Genomic DNA, 17,059 nt, shown 5'->3' with positions numbered 1-17,059 from the left:
CAATTTCCTTTGCTCTACTAAGTGCCCTTGCCGTTGAAATATTAGCATAATTGAAACAAGCAGGAAGTAAAATAAGTAATGTAAAGGCAAGGCCCATCAAATAAATTTCAGTACCCCAAGAGGTGCCTAACTCATCACTGGTGTCGCTACCTAGAGCTACTTCTGATAAATGTTGAATTCTAAATGATGCATCAAACTGATCTATTTTTTTAAACTCCTCAACTGCAATTTGATTCAACTTATTGGTCAGGTCGTCTATACTCTTGTTATCGGGCAACATAAGATAGGTGTAATTCCTTCGAAAGTCTTTCCAATCATTTAGGTTAGTCTTGAGCCTGCCGTTTTGAGATAGTCGTGTGAGTGCTTCATAGGGAACCAACACCTCAAACCACATATGGGAGTTTTTAGGCACGTCTTTTAAAATTCCCTTCACTATATATTCACCCATCTCACCCATAATTATTGTTTCACCAATGGGGTCTTTATCAGAAAAGAGCTTTGTAGCGAATGATTGTGTCAATAATATGCTATAAGGATCATTCAGTGATTTATCTCCTTCTAATAGATCAAAAGAGAATGCATCAAAAAAATTATCATCAACAAAAAGCCCTGACGTAGGTAGCTGTTTCGAGTCATAATTAGCTTCAGCCTTTAGTGAATTATTAATCCGAATTATTTGTCCAAACCCAGACTGGTCATCTTCTAATAGTTGAGCGAGAGGTGCAGGGGAAGAGGCCAGTCGCTTTTCTTTTACCTTGTCATCGGTGTTAGTGATGATGCGGTAGATGTTCTCCTTATTTTCATGGAAGTTATCATATGTGTGCACAAAGGAAATGAGGGTAATAAAGAGTATTCCTATTGACATCCCGAATGCAAGTCCGATGATATTGATTCCGGTAAATAACTTCTGTTTGTTGAGGCTTCTTAATGCCACTTTAAAATAATTTTTGAGCATTGCTATGTTGTTTTGAGTTGTTGAATAAGCATGAAAAGAATGATCTTTTTTGCGCTTGACCAGTGCATAAGAAAGTATTAGGCTAAAAACCTCTTTGTAATAAAGCCAATTGGCTTGTGCTAAAGATTTTGTTTCTGAATTATGATAATATTCTTCGTCAAGATCTCCTATGAGGTCTTCAATATAATCTGCTCTACAGAAAATATTGAGCATCCATTGGGCAAATTTTGGTGGCTGATGTTGGCTATTCATTGCTGAAACCTAATTTAACCTGTGACTCATTCCAAAGATCATCTCTCAGACTTTTCATTGCACCTAGTGCCAGCTTAGCATCTTCAGTAAGTTCGAAAAAGCGCTTTTTACGACCTCCTCGTTCAGCTGTCGCACCGCCCAAATGAGAATTTAAATAACCCTTGTCCTCTAGTCTGGAGATGGTGGAGTGTAAAGCACCTATACTAATTGATCGATTAGCTCTTAATTGAATCTGCTCTTTGATAGCCACACCGTAGGCATCGTTACCAAGAGTAGCAATAGTGAGCAAAACCAGTTCTTCAAATTCACCTAAAAATCCTTTCATAATCTCCAATACGGAGATAGGAATAATTAGTTTCTATTTTTGAGAACTAATGTTATAATATGGTTTAAATTTTTGATTAGCCAATAACCAATTCGCCATTTTTGAGTGTTGGAACAACCTCAAACTCATCTTCTGTAAGACAATAGGCAATGTCTTTTTTAACATTGAGCTTATTTAATCTTTTGGCATGAGATGAATTCTGAACCCTGCTGAGCATTTCATCCTTCATGTGTAGGTATGTAGAATGCGCCAGAAGCGGAGCGTCACATTCAAACTCAAATTTATCTTTTATCTTATTAACCAGAGCCCCTGCGAATAATGAATCTTCAAGGTTCACTTTACCTTTCCAGCCCGCACACAAGATGAGTACATTCTGCTTCTGATTTTTAAGATGATCAGCCACAGCTGAAATATTAAGAAATGATCCGATTACAACTTCAATGGCTCTTCTTGATTTTTCTATTGCTACAGTTCCATTGGTGGTGGTAACTGCCACTTTTTTACCTCTTACCTTTTCATTCATATAGTCGAATGGAGAGTTGCCAAGGTCAAAGCCCTCAACTTTCTGGCCGTTGCGCTCTCCTGCAATCAGGTAGCCATTCTCCTTCATTTTTTCACATTGCTCAAGGTTCTCATATGGGGTAATGCTTTCCACCCCGTAAGCCAGACCCGCAGTCATACACGATGTAGCTCTAAGTATATCAACAACCACTACAACTTTATCAGAAACATCATACAGATGAATAAGGTCGGGGCTCAGGCAAACGTCAACAGTCTTCATATTTATCATATCAATTAGCGCTACAATATTAATGAAAGTAAGCCTTAGAAGCGCATTTAACTTCTTTTAACATGTCTGAGAGTAACCTTCTAAAATATACCGAGTATTATTGCTTGTATCTCAAATACCTAAATAACACTTCCATGGTCAAGAATTATCTTAAAATCGCACTCAGAAATTTCTGGAAAACTAAGCTCACTTCACTAATCAACATTGGTAGTCTGGCTATAGGCATAGCTTGCTGTATTATTATTATACTATTTGTGAAAAACGAATGGACTTTTGATCAATTTCATTCAAAAGCGGATAGAATATACAGGGTATATAATACAACTGATGCTCCAGGTGGAGGAATGCAGGACTTTACCTATACACCCTTTAACGTTACAAGGTTGATGGATGAGGACTATGATGACCTAGCGGCTTATAGCACATTTAGCTCTTTCCCTCAACAGGTAGAATATCAGGATCAAAATTTTGCAGAAACCATAAATATGGTATCTGAAGGTTTCTTCAAGATGTTCGATTTTCCTGTGCTCACAGGTTCTGTTAAGTCTGCATTAGAAAGTCCTGAAGATATTGTCATTACGAAGGCGGTGGCTGAAAAATATTTTGCTACCACTGGCGCTGTTGGAGAGCAGTTGAAAATGACACTTGGTGAGGAGGATAAAATTTTCACTGTTGTTGCAGTGCTTGACGAGTTGCCATCTAACTCAAGTTTGTCCTTTGAGTTTTTGATTTCGGACGAGAATGCAAAATTTGTTTTTCCTGACCCCGTAATTAACACTTGGCACATGATCATGGGTGCCAATTATGTGATGCTCAAGGAAGGTGTTAATCAAAAAGAGTTCGAGGCAAAACTAGTGAGCCTGGTAGATAAAGTGCTGGGTAAAGAAAGAGAAGATCCATATAGCATTCATTTACAGCCAATGTTAGATATCCACTTAAATAGTGATTTTCCTCCGGCATATGCAGCGGTGAGTGATCCAAAATACACCTACATTTTATCGGGTATTGCTGCATTAATCCTGATCTTGGGATGTGTCAATTTTATGATATTGTCGGTTGGAAAATCTTCCGCCAGAGCTAAAGAAATTGGTGTGAGAAAAGCAATTGGTGCTAGCAGAAGTCAGTTGAGTAAGCAGTTAATTTCGGAAGGTGTACTTCTAGCAGTTTTTTCATTAGGTGTGGCTTTGATTTTGGCGAGAGTTGCACTGCCCATGTTTAACGAACTTGCCAATAATAATTTAAAAATGGAATTGGGGCTTGATAACATCTTGATGTTTGTTGCTCTGGCTGCTTTGGTGGGACTGGTGGCATCCATTTACCCAGCATTTATTATTTCAGCATTCCAGCCCACTAAGGTTTTAAAAGGAGGTGCCGCATCAGCTGGAAGCAAGCATTATTTTAAAATGGCATTAGTTACAGGCCAGTTTGTGTTGTCAATATTCTTAGTTTCTACTACAGTTTTAATGCAAAAGCAATTGAATTTCCTTCAAACTAAAAATCTTGGTTTTGATATCGATCAGGTAATAAGTGTACCGATAAATGTGCCGAGCGCAAGGGGGCTCAGAGATCAAATATCTAAAGGGTTGGATAAAGCACAAATATTGAAGACTCAGTTGGCATCTAACAGCAATATTTTGGATTTGGGAGTTTCATCACAAAACTTTGGTCAGGGTGGTTGGATTCAATTGGGATGGACAGAGCCGGAAACTGAGAATTTGAGACAGTTTAGAATGAATGCTGTAGACCCAGGGTATATTCCTTCACTGAAAATGGAATTGGTAGCTGGAAGAAATTTTGAAGTAGATAATGAAGCTGATAAGAGGAGAAGCATTATAGTTAACGAAGCTTTTGTGAAGGAATTTGGACTGGATAATCCTATTGGCGCAAAAATACCAAACCCTAATGCAATAGATCATGAGATAATAGGTGTGGTCAAAGACTTTCATTTTGCTTCTCTGCACAATAAAATAGAGCCATTAATATTGACTCAGAACATTGAAATTGGCTTCAGTTCGGCTAATAACATTAATATGGAGGCTGACCCAAGTCCTAAGGTTCTGGTTAGAATTGCACCTAACACATTTGATACTACTTTGGAGCAGATTAAGGCTGATTGGGTAAAAGTATATGGTGATGAGCCCTTCGATTTTAACTTCATTGATGAAGGTATGGCAAGACAATATGAAGCTGAGCAAAATCTTGGTAAGATTGTTTCTTCGGCAACTTTCTTAGCACTTTTAATTGGTTCTATGGGGCTATTTGCACTGGCTACACTTACTATGAATGAGCGAATTAAAGAGATAAGTGTTCGTAAGGTTTTAGGAGCGCCAATGAATAATATCATCATGTTACTTTCAAAAAGCTATGTTTTAATTATAGTCATAGCATTAATCATTTCAGTACCAATGACTATCTACTTTGCAGAAAGCTGGATGAGCGAATTTGAATACCGCATTGGTATCGGAGTGGACTCCTTTTTATTGGCTGGGGGAGCTACACTATTTATAGCAATAGTAACAATTAGCTACCAATGCTTGAAAGTGGCAAGAGCAAACCCTGCACAAACATTAAGCTCAGAATAAATAACTTTTAAGAATCAGGGCAGAACTCAAAGGCTTGAGGAATTAATCCTTATCAGGACGGTTTTCCTCAAGCTTTTTAATTTTATCTAAGTATTCCTGTTCTTTCCTAATCATTTCTTCTTGCGTGGCCTGAAGCTCCTCCATATTCTGGCGCATTTCTTCCTCTTGGCCTTTAAGTTCTTCGGCTTGTAGTTTAGACTGCTCAAGAAGTTTTTTAGTGGTATAGTTAATCTTAGCAGAAGATACAGTAGAGGCTATATTCTCCGCTAATTTTTCAAGGAATTGTATTCTATAATCCTCAATCTCGTTAAATGAAACCAGCTCCAGCGCTCCAAAAACTTCTCCGTTAAGCATTAGTGGCACAATCAGAACAACATTAGGCTTAGCTTCACCAAGTCCGGAAGTGATATTGACATAGTCTTCAGGTACTTCTCTGAGATAAAGATACTTTTGCTCTAACATGGCCTGAGCCACTAGACCTTCATTCATTTCTATTCTTTTGTCAATCCACTTTTTGCGGTCGTAAGCATAAGCCCCTTTAAGTTCAATGTACTTGTCATTCTCATCCTCATCATTGATCAGGAATATACCTCCCTGAATAATATCCATATACCTGACAAGGTTGCTGATGATATCATTGCAAAGCGCATCCAGGTTATCTGCATCTGACTGCAATATCTCTGCAAATTTGGCCAGGCCTTCATTGGCCCATCTTCTGCGCGAGCTATCTTTTTCTGCTTGTTTCAGACTATTACGCATTTCTAAAAGTGAGTGACCGAGCATGTCATTTTCTCCTGCTACCTCAAAATCTGCTTCTAAATTTCCTTCACCAATCAATTTAGAGAAGCTGGCCTTTTTGTTAAGCTCATCCATCAGTACATTAACCGACTGCGACATTTGTCCCAGTTGATTCTTGCTGTCTACATCAAGCTTGTTCTCCATGTTGATTTCTCCTTTGGAGATATCTTTCAATATTGTGCTTGTCTTCATTAATGAACTCACAATATCATTACTGATTTTTAGTATTACTGCGGTAAGTAGTAACAACCCAATTATGGCAACGATAATCATAAACCAAAATGTGGCATTAATAGAATCAGTAATTTCAGAATAGGGTACTATAATACCCACAGACCATGGTGCATCGGACCGGCCTACAGCGATTGGTGCAATCGATAAATAAACATCACCATTAAATTCAGAGCTGTAAGTGGTAAATGAAACAGCTTCTCCTGTTTTTACAACCTCTAGCAAATCAGTATCTAACTGATCATAATAGTCTAACTTACTAAGTGGTTTGTTGGTGAGCTTTAAGTTTTTGTGTGCGACTATAGTTCCGTTGTTTGAGGCTAAAAAGGCATACCCCTGCTGATAATCTTCCACAACGGTCATTTTACTATATTCCTCTAATGACATGTCAGTTCCTATCACTCCAATAGGTTCCCCTGCTTCATTAATTAATGTTTTGGTTGGTGATACTGCTAGCAATGTGCCGTCTGCATCTACATCGTAGGAGTCAAACTCATAAGGCTCAGTCAGTACTTCCTCTTTGTCCATTAGGAGTCTGTAGTACAATCCATCGGTTACAAAACCTGTAAGATCTTTACGTTCCTGGGAGGTTTTAATATTTCCATTATCCCAATAGCAGTTAATACTTAATCGACCGTAATTATTTGTCCATGCAGTATCTATGTATTGAAGCTGCCAACTCATCCAGACTGCTTCATATTTTGGATACTCTGCCAAAATATTCTTCATCAATCTAAACTGCATTTCCTCACGCTCATTGGTAGGCAATGTCACGTAATCCTGAACAATGAGTGCCATAGCTCTGGTAATTGCCATGTCTTCATCCAGCTTGGCTTTTATGTCATTTGCTTTATCTGAAGCATAAGTATCGGCAAGTTTTTTGGCTTCATTGATGGCATCTGAACGCAGGTTGTATATGGTGTAGCCCAGGGTGACAGAGTATATTATTACTGTAAGGCCTAAGATGAAAATGATCATCTTCTTTTTAATGGTCATGTTTTTAAACATAAGGCAAAAAGTAGAGTAAGGGCCAAAAGTACGTCCAATTAAAAAATGAGCAAGTGTTTTTGTGCTTTTTAGGTGTTAAAAAACACTCAAAAGGTATAAATATGGTATATATATTAATTAATAGGATAATTATACAAGGTATTCAGGCTGAGTTTTGAAGGAAATTGCGCTAAGGTTAATGATTGTTGAGGATTGCGGGTCAAGCCCGCAATGACAAAAAGAAAAATCGAAAAGTTGTCATTCCGGCCTTGAGCCGGAATCATTTCGAAATTTCATTTAGTCAGAGCTCTTTGGAAACTTCTGAACTAAACCCATGGACATTTCATTTTTATCAATTGCCGTAGTATAAATATTGTGTCTTAAAATTCCACCTCTTAGAACTTCGTCAACGATTGATTGAATTAAAGGTTCAGGAACATCTTTATCTGCATTTAGAACTGCTATTTTTTCATTCATATTACAGTGACCACAACTGACATAAACTGCCACATCATTGATAGGACTCATTACGTCATTCATTTGAATTTCGAAATCCTCACCTGTAGCTGTGAGAATATTTTTCAATCTTCCAATATAGAGATATGTGGCATTATCAATTTTATAAGGAAAATCAAATTCCCTGTCATTCAATTCTGGAGGTTCGATAGAGACTTTTAATCCAATTGATAAATCAGCAATAAATTCATCAAGGTCATTTTTAACCCTAAACCACTCTATGGAATCATTGAATATGATTCTATTTTCTAGAACTTGGTAATCAACTGAGTATTCGAAGTTGGCCTCTGAATACAATGCTCTTCTATTGTTGATGTATTCATATGGATTTTTATATCCTACGGTTAATTCATCTACTGCAAATGTACTATCAGTAAGATGATAACAATGAAGCACTTTTCCATTTAAAACTTCATGCCAATGTCCTGTAATAGTATATTCGGGTTTTTCACATGAAGATAGAAGAGCGATGAATATCAAAATTATTACGCTAACTAACTTGAAATGATTTAGCATAATCACTCTAAATCAAAGGCAACTTGTTCACCTCAGCCTTTAAAGCTTTATTTCTAACAGCAATAAAAATTTCAGTTCCAGAAGCAGTAAATTCTTTGGCAACATAGCCCATGCCTATGCCTTGAGACAGAACAGGTGACTGTGTTCCAGAAGTCACTCTACCAATGTTATTGCCATCAGCATCATGGATCTCATAATCATGACGAGGAATACCTCTGTCAATCATTTTAAAACCTATTAGTTTTTTAGTTACTCCATCTTCTTTTTGTTTTTGTAGCGCTGCAGAGTTGGTGAATTCTTTAGTGAATTTGGTTATCCAACCTAAGCCAGCTTCTAATGGTGAAGTCGTATCATCGATGTCATTACCATATAAGCAATAGCCCATCTCCATTCTAAGTGTATCACGAGCACCCAGGCCTATAGGTTTAATATCAAATTCAGCACCGGCCTCCATAATCTTATTCCAGATCATCTCTGCATCTTTATTATGCATGTATATTTCAAATCCACCTGCACCAGTATAGCCTGTAGCTGAAATAATAACGTGCTCTGCACCTGCAAAATCACCCACTTCAAAATTATAGAACTTGATCTCTGACAGGTTTACACTTGTCAATTTCTGTAGCGTTTCAGTCGCCTTTGGGCCTTGAATAGCGAAAAGAGAAAAGTCATCTGAAATGTTTTTCATCTCAGCGCCAACATCATTTTTGGAGCTTATCCAGTTCCAATCTTTTTCAATATTAGAAGCATTGACTACCAACAGGTACTGCTCTTCTTTCATTTGATAAACTAGTAAGTCATCCACAATACCACCGTCATCATTTGGCAAACAAGAGTATTGCGCTTTACCAATAGCCAATTTAGAAGCATCGTTGCTGGTCACTTTCTGTATCAGAGCCAGGGCATTAGGGCCGGAAACTAAAAACTCACCCATGTGCGATACGTCAAACATACCTACGCCATTTCTTACGGTCATGTGCTCTTCAATATCAGAGGTGTACCTTACAGGCATATTGTAACCAGCAAAAGGTACCATTTTAGCACCAAGTTTTTCGTGAAGATCGTTAAGGGCAATTTTCTTTAGTTCCATGGGTTTACAGTCTTTTTTTAAGAAGGGCCAAAGTTAATAATTAATTTATTCGGTCGGTTTCAATCGTTTGATATTTTAAACTACCACTCCGATTTTCTCTTTTCAACCAATTCAAAATATTGATTTTCTATGTCGTTGAATTCTTTTTGACTAACTAAAGTCTCCAATGTTTCAAGTGCTATTTCAGCTGACACATTTTGCTGAACTTCAGCACTCTGAAGTATATAGGCTTTCAATAGTTTGATTGACCTTGGGTTAACTTCTAAAGCATTAAGTAAAATGTGATATGCCTTAAAAGGTTCTGTTTGGTTGAAATATCTGGCAGATCCAACCACCGCTTCTACAAAGAACGGATTGCGAAAAGCAACATAATCATAACTCTTGGTTGCATTTAGGGTGTCACCGTTAACCTCGCTGATCAGTCCTTTATAATATTCACGCTCTGTGAATTCTTCAGAAGAAAAGGTAATTCCCTGATTTATCTTTTGTGCTAGGCCTCTGATACTTCCTTGCTCAGCAAGCATTTTTAATTCGAAGTGCTGAATTTTATTGTAAAGTGCCTGATCGCTTAGCTCTAAATCTGCCAGTTGACTGTAGACCGATACGGCAGCATCAGTCCAGTCTCTCTTCCAAAGCTTGTTGGCCATGTCAAGAATAGCTTGTGCCTTGTATTCAGGGCTGCTTATTTTGTTTACGATTGATTTGAAAACAGTCGTATCCTGAGCTGACAAAACATACCTGGTGTAGAGATAAAGTTCATTTTCTTTGCCATCAAAAGAGGCCGGACTAGAAGTCAATATTGAGATCATTTGATTGGCTATTGGTTTTAAACTTTCGTCTTTACCGTCTCTTAATGCCTGCCATTGTTCTATTGCCTGGGGTATGTTCTGGTTTTCAGAAAAAGCAATGGCCAAGTGAAACTTAGCATCTTCATAGTCTCTTTGAAGTGACCAGTTAAAATATTCAATGGCTACACCATAGGCTTGTTGATCTAATGCCCAGAGACCAACATCATCAAAATATTTACCCGCAATTTTTTCACTGGAATTGGCTAGCCAATTCAGTTTTCTGAAGGCTGTATTTACATCTCCATTTTTATAGAGTCCAAGACAAGCCACATATTCAAGGCCTTCTTTGAAGGCAGCATTACCAGCTACATCACTATATTCTAAAAGATATTTAGTGGCTGCCGAATCTATACCAAAAAGATTGTTGATTGACTGATTGTTGAGCAGTGTGGCATCGATAGCGCTCAATGTCGAGTCAACCGGTTGATATTTGAAATCTGTATATTGATTTGATTTATTATTAACGACTAACAAATTATTGCTGCTGATGGGATCATCGTGTATCTGATAGTCCGATAGTGCTGAATCGAGTACGTTTTGCAAATCATTTTTCGCCAATAGGCCAAAGATATTGCTTAATGCAGCGCCTTGTTCTGGTGATATTTTTGCTGCTTTATCAAGGTAAAAAATGGCTGAATCAATAATATTGGTTTTCCCATAAAGCAAGCCTAAAGTATTTAGTACTTCTGGGTTGTTTGGAAATTTTTCAGCAGCCTCTTTAGCATTGAATAAGGCATCGAAAAAACGATCTTCACTTAGATACAGATTGGTTAGATTGACATAAGCATAAGGGCTTGGGTTTTTAGCAATTGCGGCCTTGTATTTGACAGTAGCTCTTACAGTTTCATTATTCTTTTCAGAGATCTTGCCCAGTGCATAATTTGCCTTATGGCCGTTAAGTGCATGGTTAGCGGCTTCTAAATAATAACGTTCCGCTAATAGAGGATCGCCAGCAGCATAGTGAACATCAGCCACTCCATTAAAATATGCGGCACGTGATTGAAAAACTGGAACTTGCCAGTTGGCTCTTAGTATCAATGCTATAACGATAATCAACCCACCAAACCGAAAAGTAAAGAAAGGCATGCTGGTAGGTTTATAAAGCACCTTGTAAATGGCTACTTTCGATTTTAATAAAGCGCCAAAATTTGCAATGATATAGAAAAGGAATATCAGGCCGAATCCTATGTGACTATAAAGTATAAAATCTCTGAATACTTCAAGGCCGGGGTCATTTCCTGTAGTTTCAAATTGAGCGATGGTAACAAAGCACCCAATGCCCATTATTAAATATAGGATAGCACCCTGAGGACTAAATTTCATCATGAACTCATATTGATTCTCCTGCTGCCTGAATCCCCAAATACCTAGAATAGCTGATATAACTAGTAAAAGGAATACATTGATATAAAGGAAGTCCCAATCAATGAGCCTGATTTCATAGAGTAACGCTAGTGCTACATTAACTAAATAGATAACACTGATCACCATTAGGTGTCCGAATCCATTGTTTACCGATTTTAAGCCCTGACCGTAGAGTATGTAGACAAACAAAGCAATGATTTCATGAGCGATGATGAATATGAATATGATGGATAAAACCAGCGCTGAACTTGTAAATGATGTCGATAAGTAAAGAAATGGAGATGGCAAGTCTGATGTGAATTGGATCAAGCCAGCGAAAAGTGTTGCCACCAGCGCAAAAGCTCCAAATCTCTTAAGTATTGAAATGTCAGGCCTAATAGAATGAAAGAAATAGGAGAGCGGTAAAAACAAAACCAGAGCTATAATTAACCCTACTTTATTTCCTTCTCCAAATAGGAGCAATAACTCGAACTTCAAACTGCTTAAGAAAAACGCGAAAATACTTACCCCTAAATAATACCAGAAACCTGAAAATGAGCTTATAACTGTAATTATGAGTACGGCTACGACTGAAAGTGCTGCTAAAAAGGCATAGTAAGAGAATGTGTTGATTGCAGGTGCTGTGCCAGCATATTTCTGAAAGTAGATGGTGTTTTCTGTAGTCTGCGTAAGATTAAAAGGTCCAACTTTAAATTCATCTACAACTACCGATGCTTTGTCACCCTGAGCCAGAATATTCCAGTCAAGCGTGTTTTCATATCCTTTGAAATGGCTGAATGCCATCCAAATCATTGATAATACAAATGCGACTAAAAGCACAAGGTAGGTAAGCTTTTGTGGCTTTGGCCAGGCTTCCCAAAAAAGGTTTTGTTTCATATTACTCCAATACTTTAGGGACTCTGAAATAGTCAGAATCCTTTTTAGGAGCATTTCTCAATGCTCGCTCATGACTTAAATGTGGTTTAACTTCATCATTTCTTAACACATTTACCTCGTGAGACATTGTAGTAAGCGGAGCGACATTGTCAGTGTTGACTTCATTCAATTTTTCAACCCATGTGATGATTTTCGTCATATCTGCCATCATTTCTTCGGCAGTATTTTCGTCAAACTCAAGTCTTGCCAAATGAGCTGTTTTGTTCAATAGTTCTCTATCAATTTTCATCGAGCTGTTGCTTCAATTCCTGATCTATGATCTCGTAAGTCTTTTGTCTTAAAGTAGCTACATCTTCCAAAGTCAAACCTTTTGTTTCCAAAGGCTCGTGATATATTACTTTAAGTAAGCGCCTTTTTGGCGTCCAACTTCCGTCTGGTAAAATTATCCAATTAAAAGGAATAGTTACAGGCACAATAGGAATTTGTTTCTCAATAGCCACCCTGAAGGCTCCATCTTTGAACCTAACCATTTTTGGAGGCTCAGTAGTCAACATACCACCCTCGGGAAATATCATCAGGTTTTTTCCTTCATCAACTGCTTTTAATGAATTAATGATGGTGGAGTATTTACTTTTCATGCTGTTTCTGTCTACCGTGATGTGCAGCTTTCTATACATCCATCCAAACAGCGGCACTTTTTCCATATCATTCTTACCAACGAATATCGAGCTGATCGGATTCAACCCCATAGTTGGAATGTCTAAATATGAGAAGTGGTTGGGACAAAAGATATATTGCCCATTTTTCAATGGAGTAAATCTCAGCTCATTTTTGTTTTTGAAGAATAGTAGCCAGAAAAATAGTTTAGCCCAGATTCGGTTGAGCTGGCCTATCCATTTATGCCTTGATTTGAATACGATAGGAACGCAGAAAAAAGGAAGCAAAAGAATGAAGAGGGTAACAAAAATTAATGCCGCATAAAATGTGTAGCCCCACCTAAAGATTTGCACTGATAAAGTCTGATTTGTTAATTATCATGCAAAATGACTAAAAATTTTAACTCACTCTAATTAATATCTAAGGATTTACATCTAAATGTTTATAGTTTTAAACTGTCATGATGTATGATTATGCATCGTGTTACTTAGATGAAATAACATGACACCACCACCTCCGTTTAGTTATACTTACTCGCCAAATATACCAGAGCTCTTGCTAGGGCTTAAATGTTCGTTAGCCATAAGCACTTACCAGACTGGTAAGGTTGTTATCTTTTCACCAAAGGATCAGAATCAACTTATTCAGCTGCCTAGAAATTTTGATAAACCTATGGGTATGGCACTTCATAATGGGCAGTGGGCAGTTGCGACAAGAGATGAACTAATCATAACTACAAATTCTGCAGGCATGGCAACCAACTATCCTGCGAATCCAAATACCTATGATAGCTTATTTATTCCCAGAGTGACCTATCACACTGGAGTTCTTGACCTGCATGATATAAGCTATACTGATGACGGATTGGTTGGTGTGAATACACTTTTTAGTTGCTTATCTAAGTTCAATGCTGATTTCAGCTTTACTGATATGTGGAAACCTCATTTTATTACAGACTTAAAACCAGAAGATAGATGCCACTTGAATGGACTGGCCATTGATGAAAATGGTAAACCAAAATATGTTTCTGCTCTTGGGCGTGGAGATAGTGCAAGAGAATGGAAAGAAAAAATGCTTACTGGTGGTATTCTAATGGATATTGATTCTAATGAAATTATAGGAGATGCACTGCCAGTTCCACATTCACCGAGGATTTATAAAGACGGATTATGGATGCTGCTCTCTGCTACTGGTGAAGTAGTTAAGGTAAATCTAGCCGATGGAAAATATGATGTAGTTACAAAGCTGAATGGCTTTGTGCGGGGTATGGACAGAATTGGAGATTATCTGTTTGTGGCAACATCAAAGTTAAGACCAAATAGCTCACTTTTTAATGAAGCCCCTGTGGCAAAAAACTCGGTTGTATGTGGCATAAGCGTAATTTATATACCAACTGGTCAGCCATGTGGGCATATATTGTATAATACATCTGTGGAAGAACTCTTTGATTTAAAAGTATTACCAGGATTAATACGTCCAAATATTTTAAATCATAGTAAGCAGCTGCATAAAACATCGGTAATTACAGAAAAGGAAGTGTTCTGGGCTCAAACTGAAGCCAAAGAAGATCAATCATAAAAATAAGGGCCATTTGAATATTCAAATGGCCCTTATTTTTTAGTCTGTATTAACCTTCGAGACTCTTGGGATTAACAAAATGTCTGTCTGGCGGCCATCGATATACCAGACCCCACTTTTATCAAAATAAGCATCTTCTTCAAGCATTATCCTGATTTCCTTGTCCCATTCCTTAATATATGTTGAGGCATTTAATTCTATACTATATGCCGTGTTCAGGTGCAAAGGATAGTCACCATCTCCAGGCACACCACCTTGTGAGTCCCACATGCCTAATGTTGTACCGGCTGCATGACCGTGATAACCAATAGGGTGGGTGTAGATTGAAGGTTTAATGCCTTCAGCAATAGCTGCCTCTCGTGACTTTTTTAAAACCTGATTTCCGGTCTTTCCTTCTTTGAAATTATTGGTAAAGATATCCTGAAGTCTATTGCCATTCTTGAAAGCTGCCTTAAGGTATTCAGGAGCTTCTGTTTCACCAGGCCTTAATATATAGGCGTGTTGCTGTGTGTCTGTATTAAGCCTTAGATAAGTGATACCAAAGTCACAATGCAGTAAGTCACCCGGCATGATTACATTTTTCTCAGGTCTTTTTGAGAAAGACCTTAAATGATCGAAAGACTCACTGTCACCTCTCTGTACTGATACACTAGGATGAAACCAGGTTGTTAATTTTAGCTCCCTGATCTTCTCACGCATCCACCAAACCACATCGTCAGTTGTTGTAATTCCAGGGTGGATAACACTACCTGAAAAGGCTTCATCTATTATTTCATGTGCTATTCTTACTATCTGTGGGTAAATGGCCATTTCTCTGGCAGAACGTGTTTCTAACCATCCTACAGCTACTTTTTCTGCACTTACGAGTTTAGCGCTATTTTTCTTACCTAAGGCTGCTTTAAGTTCTTCATAGTCCGTTACAACTAAGCCATCGGCATGAGCCCAGTCAGTGGACATATTGATTCCTATTTTCTTAGGGTTACGTTCATTAATAATTTCAACAAGCCTCTGCCATTGATCTGGCTGTTTTTCTTTGTCCCAAGAGCTTTTAAAACCAGTGCCTACATCATATCTGGCCACTGCCAAAGTTTCTAACGGCTTTCCTTCTCCCTGATCATACATCACAAGAATAGTCCTTCTTCGTGCTGCCAGCCAAGTAGCAGGTAGCATGGTCTTAATCACAGGATCCTCATTATATTCCCTTGAAATAACAAGCCACATATCAATGCCTTCCTTTCTCATGATAGGGGGTAATATGGTCTGTAAGCGTTCTTCGAGAATTTCGTCAATTACTCGGGCTCTTTCCTGCATTGACAGGATGGTCGGATATTTATGTTGAGCCTGGGCAGTTGAAAAAAACAGGACCAATAATAGAAGTGATAAAAGTTTAGCGTTCATAAATGGTTTATTTTTAGTCTAGTCTGATGATACATCGTTGCGCCTTTAAAATAAGCATGGCTTTTTCTAAGTCAAGTTGAGATTTGGTTTCATCCATTTTTTCATTGAATGACTTATTAAGTTCCTTTCTTCGCATGGCTTCAAAAAACCTTCTTACCTCTACAGGCTTGTCAAGAATCAGGGGAGGCACTTTTGCTGGTTTATTGTCGTCACCTTTTGACACCATAGTGACATAGGAAGTGTTGGTGTGTTTCACACTGCCCACTTTTACATTTTCGGCAATTACTTTGATACCAACAACGAGGGAGGTATTACCCACATAATTTACTGAGGCATGCAATGACACAAGATCACCCACTTCAACAGGTTGCAGAAATTCCACACCATCTACCGAAACCGTAACGCAGTAATTACCCGCATGCTTGCTGGCACATGCATAGGCCACTTTATCAATAAGTGATAATAGTATACCACCATGAATCTTCCCTCCAAAATTTGCATAGGAGGGAATCATCAATTCGGTGATGGTAGTTTTAGAATATTCTACTGTCCTGCCTGCAATGTTTTCCATTCTTCAAGATAGCAATTATTCTTAAATTTAAGATTTAGTTTTATCCTACCATCTGTCTACCATTTTGAGGGTAATATAATGTGAGTAACGACTCCATTTCCTTTTTACCGGCAGAAATATGATTAACCATTTCCCATTTATCATGATTGATCAGGTTTCTTAAAGGTTGTTCTACTTTAGGAATTCTTTTAAAAGGGCTTAGCAATTTCTTATCCCAAATTTTGCTGTAACGCACAAGATCATCAGGGTAAACCACTTTTCTTTTAGTGCCTTCTGACGCAGCTCTAAATGGTTCTGAGATATTCAAATAACCATAGTCATCCGTTAATTGCTCTCCTGGATTTATGTCTCGAATGGCGATCTCAAAATCATAAGCCGTAGTAAAGCAATTGGAATTGAAGCTGTGGTTTACAAAGCGACCATTATCCCAGCAAAGGACATAGTTGCCATATCTGTTTCGATAGGAATATACCTCTAAAATATCTTTGTAAAGTTGATCCATAACTTCAACTTCTGAAGGTGAAAATTCTCTATCTAATTTGTCTAAAACCCAGGTAATGGTGCCTGCGGGGATGAAATCTGTGGCTACTACCCCGTAGCCTATCTCATCATTGATGAAGCGGAGCTCTGTCTTTGAATGTATCATCTTTGCTCATGCAATTTGATGCGGTGAATGTATGAAAAAGTTTGATTTGTTAGTATACCTCGACAGTCGCTTGATAAA

At 38.0% G+C, this 17,059-nt stretch carries 14 protein-coding genes; 2 read left to right on the top strand and 12 right to left on the bottom strand.

Annotated features, from left to right (window positions below; genetic code table 11):
- From E1140_RS08250 to E1140_RS08240, 3 genes are all read right to left on the bottom strand, one after another.
- Window positions 1-1,207, bottom strand: a 1,207-nt coding sequence (locus E1140_RS08250) for an ABC transporter permease (RefSeq protein WP_185153485.1), incomplete at its 3' end; no start/stop codon positions are given.
- Window positions 1,200-1,532 carry a PadR family transcriptional regulator gene (locus E1140_RS08245; RefSeq protein ID WP_155181567.1) on the bottom strand — a complete coding sequence of 111 codons (333 nt, stop codon included), beginning with the start codon at window positions 1,530-1,532 and terminating at the stop codon, window positions 1,200-1,202. The genes E1140_RS08245 and E1140_RS08250, both read right to left, overlap by 8 nt.
- 76 nt (window positions 1,533-1,608) lie before the next feature.
- Window positions 1,609-2,313: a 2-phosphosulfolactate phosphatase gene (locus tag E1140_RS08240; RefSeq protein WP_155181564.1), complete on the bottom strand. Its 705-nt coding sequence runs from the start codon at window positions 2,311-2,313 to the stop codon at window positions 1,609-1,611.
- Between the two features lie 143 nt (window positions 2,314-2,456).
- Between E1140_RS08240 and E1140_RS08235 the strand changes: the two genes are divergently transcribed.
- The gene (locus tag E1140_RS08235; RefSeq protein WP_185153484.1) at window positions 2,457-4,904 is read left to right on the top strand and encodes an ABC transporter permease; all 2,448 of its coding nucleotides are present in this window, start codon (window positions 2,457-2,459) and stop codon (window positions 4,902-4,904) included.
- Between the two features lie 42 nt (window positions 4,905-4,946).
- On the opposite strand, the gene E1140_RS08230 is transcribed toward E1140_RS08235, so the two are convergent.
- The 6 genes from E1140_RS08230 to E1140_RS08205 form a co-directional block, all read right to left on the bottom strand.
- Window positions 4,947-6,941 carry a GAF domain-containing protein gene (locus E1140_RS08230; RefSeq protein ID WP_155181556.1) on the bottom strand — a complete coding sequence of 665 codons (1,995 nt, stop codon included), beginning with the start codon at window positions 6,939-6,941 and terminating at the stop codon, window positions 4,947-4,949.
- A gap of 276 nt (window positions 6,942-7,217) precedes the next feature.
- A complete protein-coding gene (locus E1140_RS08225) occupies window positions 7,218-7,952 on the bottom strand; it encodes a hypothetical protein (protein WP_185153482.1) in 735 nt (244 codons plus the stop codon).
- A gap of 7 nt (window positions 7,953-7,959) precedes the next feature.
- Complete coding sequence (gene gcvT / locus E1140_RS08220) at window positions 7,960-9,042, bottom strand: glycine cleavage system aminomethyltransferase GcvT (RefSeq protein WP_155181548.1); 1,083 nt, start codon at window positions 9,040-9,042, stop codon at window positions 7,960-7,962.
- A gap of 80 nt (window positions 9,043-9,122) precedes the next feature.
- Window positions 9,123-12,131 (bottom strand): hypothetical protein, encoded by a 3,009-nt coding sequence (locus E1140_RS08215; protein ID WP_155181545.1) that lies wholly within the window; start codon window positions 12,129-12,131, stop codon window positions 9,123-9,125.
- Between the two features lies 1 nt (window position 12,132).
- Window positions 12,133-12,420: an Asp-tRNA(Asn)/Glu-tRNA(Gln) amidotransferase subunit GatC gene (gene gatC, locus E1140_RS08210; RefSeq protein ID WP_155181542.1), complete on the bottom strand. Its 288-nt coding sequence runs from the start codon at window positions 12,418-12,420 to the stop codon at window positions 12,133-12,135.
- Window positions 12,410-13,141: a lysophospholipid acyltransferase family protein gene (locus E1140_RS08205; RefSeq protein WP_343034188.1), complete on the bottom strand. Its 732-nt coding sequence runs from the start codon at window positions 13,139-13,141 to the stop codon at window positions 12,410-12,412. The genes gatC and E1140_RS08205 overlap by 11 nt, the downstream gene beginning before the upstream one ends.
- Window positions 13,142-13,289: 148 nt before the next feature.
- On the opposite strand from E1140_RS08205, the gene E1140_RS08200 reads away from it, so the two are divergent.
- Window positions 13,290-14,366 (top strand): TIGR03032 family protein, encoded by a 1,077-nt coding sequence (locus E1140_RS08200; protein WP_155181539.1) that lies wholly within the window; start codon window positions 13,290-13,292, stop codon window positions 14,364-14,366.
- Window positions 14,367-14,405: 39 nt separating this feature from the next.
- Here E1140_RS08200 and E1140_RS08195 read toward each other — a convergent pair whose 3' ends face one another.
- The 3 genes from E1140_RS08195 to E1140_RS08185 are packed head-to-tail and all read right to left on the bottom strand — an operon-like array spanning window position 14,406 to window position 16,981.
- The gene (locus tag E1140_RS08195) at window positions 14,406-15,764 is read right to left on the bottom strand and encodes a M24 family metallopeptidase (RefSeq protein ID WP_155181536.1); all 1,359 of its coding nucleotides are present in this window, start codon (window positions 15,762-15,764) and stop codon (window positions 14,406-14,408) included.
- A 13-nt stretch (window positions 15,765-15,777) separates the two neighbouring features.
- Window positions 15,778-16,335: an acyl-CoA thioesterase gene (locus E1140_RS08190; protein WP_155181533.1), complete on the bottom strand. Its 558-nt coding sequence runs from the start codon at window positions 16,333-16,335 to the stop codon at window positions 15,778-15,780.
- A 40-nt stretch (window positions 16,336-16,375) separates the two neighbouring features.
- Window positions 16,376-16,981 carry an SET domain-containing protein gene (locus E1140_RS08185; RefSeq protein WP_155181530.1) on the bottom strand — a complete coding sequence of 202 codons (606 nt, stop codon included), beginning with the start codon at window positions 16,979-16,981 and terminating at the stop codon, window positions 16,376-16,378.
- Window positions 16,982-17,059: the final 78 nt, after the last annotated feature.

It is taken from the genome of Fulvivirga lutimaris (assembly GCF_009711525.1).
Taxonomy (GTDB): Bacteria; Bacteroidota; Bacteroidia; order Cytophagales; family Cyclobacteriaceae; genus Fulvivirga; species Fulvivirga lutimaris.
The sequence above is the reverse complement of the archived record's forward strand: the minus strand, read 5'-3'. Positions and strand labels throughout refer to the sequence as shown.

Excerpts from the sequence above, each read along its gene's own strand:
- E1140_RS08245 (WP_155181567.1), bottom strand. The coding sequence starts at position 1,532 with ATGAAAGGATTTTTAGGTGAATTTGAAGAACTGGTTTTGCTCACTATT.
- E1140_RS08240 (WP_155181564.1), bottom strand. The coding sequence starts at position 2,313 with ATGAAGACTGTTGACGTTTGCCTGAGCCCCGACCTTATTCATCTGTAT.
- E1140_RS08235 (WP_185153484.1), top strand. The coding sequence starts at position 2,457 with ATGGTCAAGAATTATCTTAAAATCGCACTCAGAAATTTCTGGAAAACT.
- E1140_RS08230 (WP_155181556.1), bottom strand. The coding sequence starts at position 6,941 with ATGTTTAAAAACATGACCATTAAAAAGAAGATGATCATTTTCATCTTA.
- E1140_RS08225 (WP_185153482.1), bottom strand. The coding sequence starts at position 7,952 with ATGCTAAATCATTTCAAGTTAGTTAGCGTAATAATTTTGATATTCATC.
- gcvT (WP_155181548.1), bottom strand. The coding sequence starts at position 9,042 with ATGGAACTAAAGAAAATTGCCCTTAACGATCTTCACGAAAAACTTGGT.
- E1140_RS08215 (WP_155181545.1), bottom strand. The coding sequence starts at position 12,131 with ATGAAACAAAACCTTTTTTGGGAAGCCTGGCCAAAGCCACAAAAGCTT.
- gatC (WP_155181542.1), bottom strand. The coding sequence starts at position 12,420 with ATGAAAATTGATAGAGAACTATTGAACAAAACAGCTCATTTGGCAAGA.
- E1140_RS08200 (WP_155181539.1), top strand. The coding sequence starts at position 13,290 with ATGACACCACCACCTCCGTTTAGTTATACTTACTCGCCAAATATACCA.
- E1140_RS08195 (WP_155181536.1), bottom strand. The coding sequence starts at position 15,764 with ATGAACGCTAAACTTTTATCACTTCTATTATTGGTCCTGTTTTTTTCA.
- E1140_RS08190 (WP_155181533.1), bottom strand. The coding sequence starts at position 16,335 with ATGGAAAACATTGCAGGCAGGACAGTAGAATATTCTAAAACTACCATC.
- E1140_RS08185 (WP_155181530.1), bottom strand. The coding sequence starts at position 16,981 with ATGATACATTCAAAGACAGAGCTCCGCTTCATCAATGATGAGATAGGC.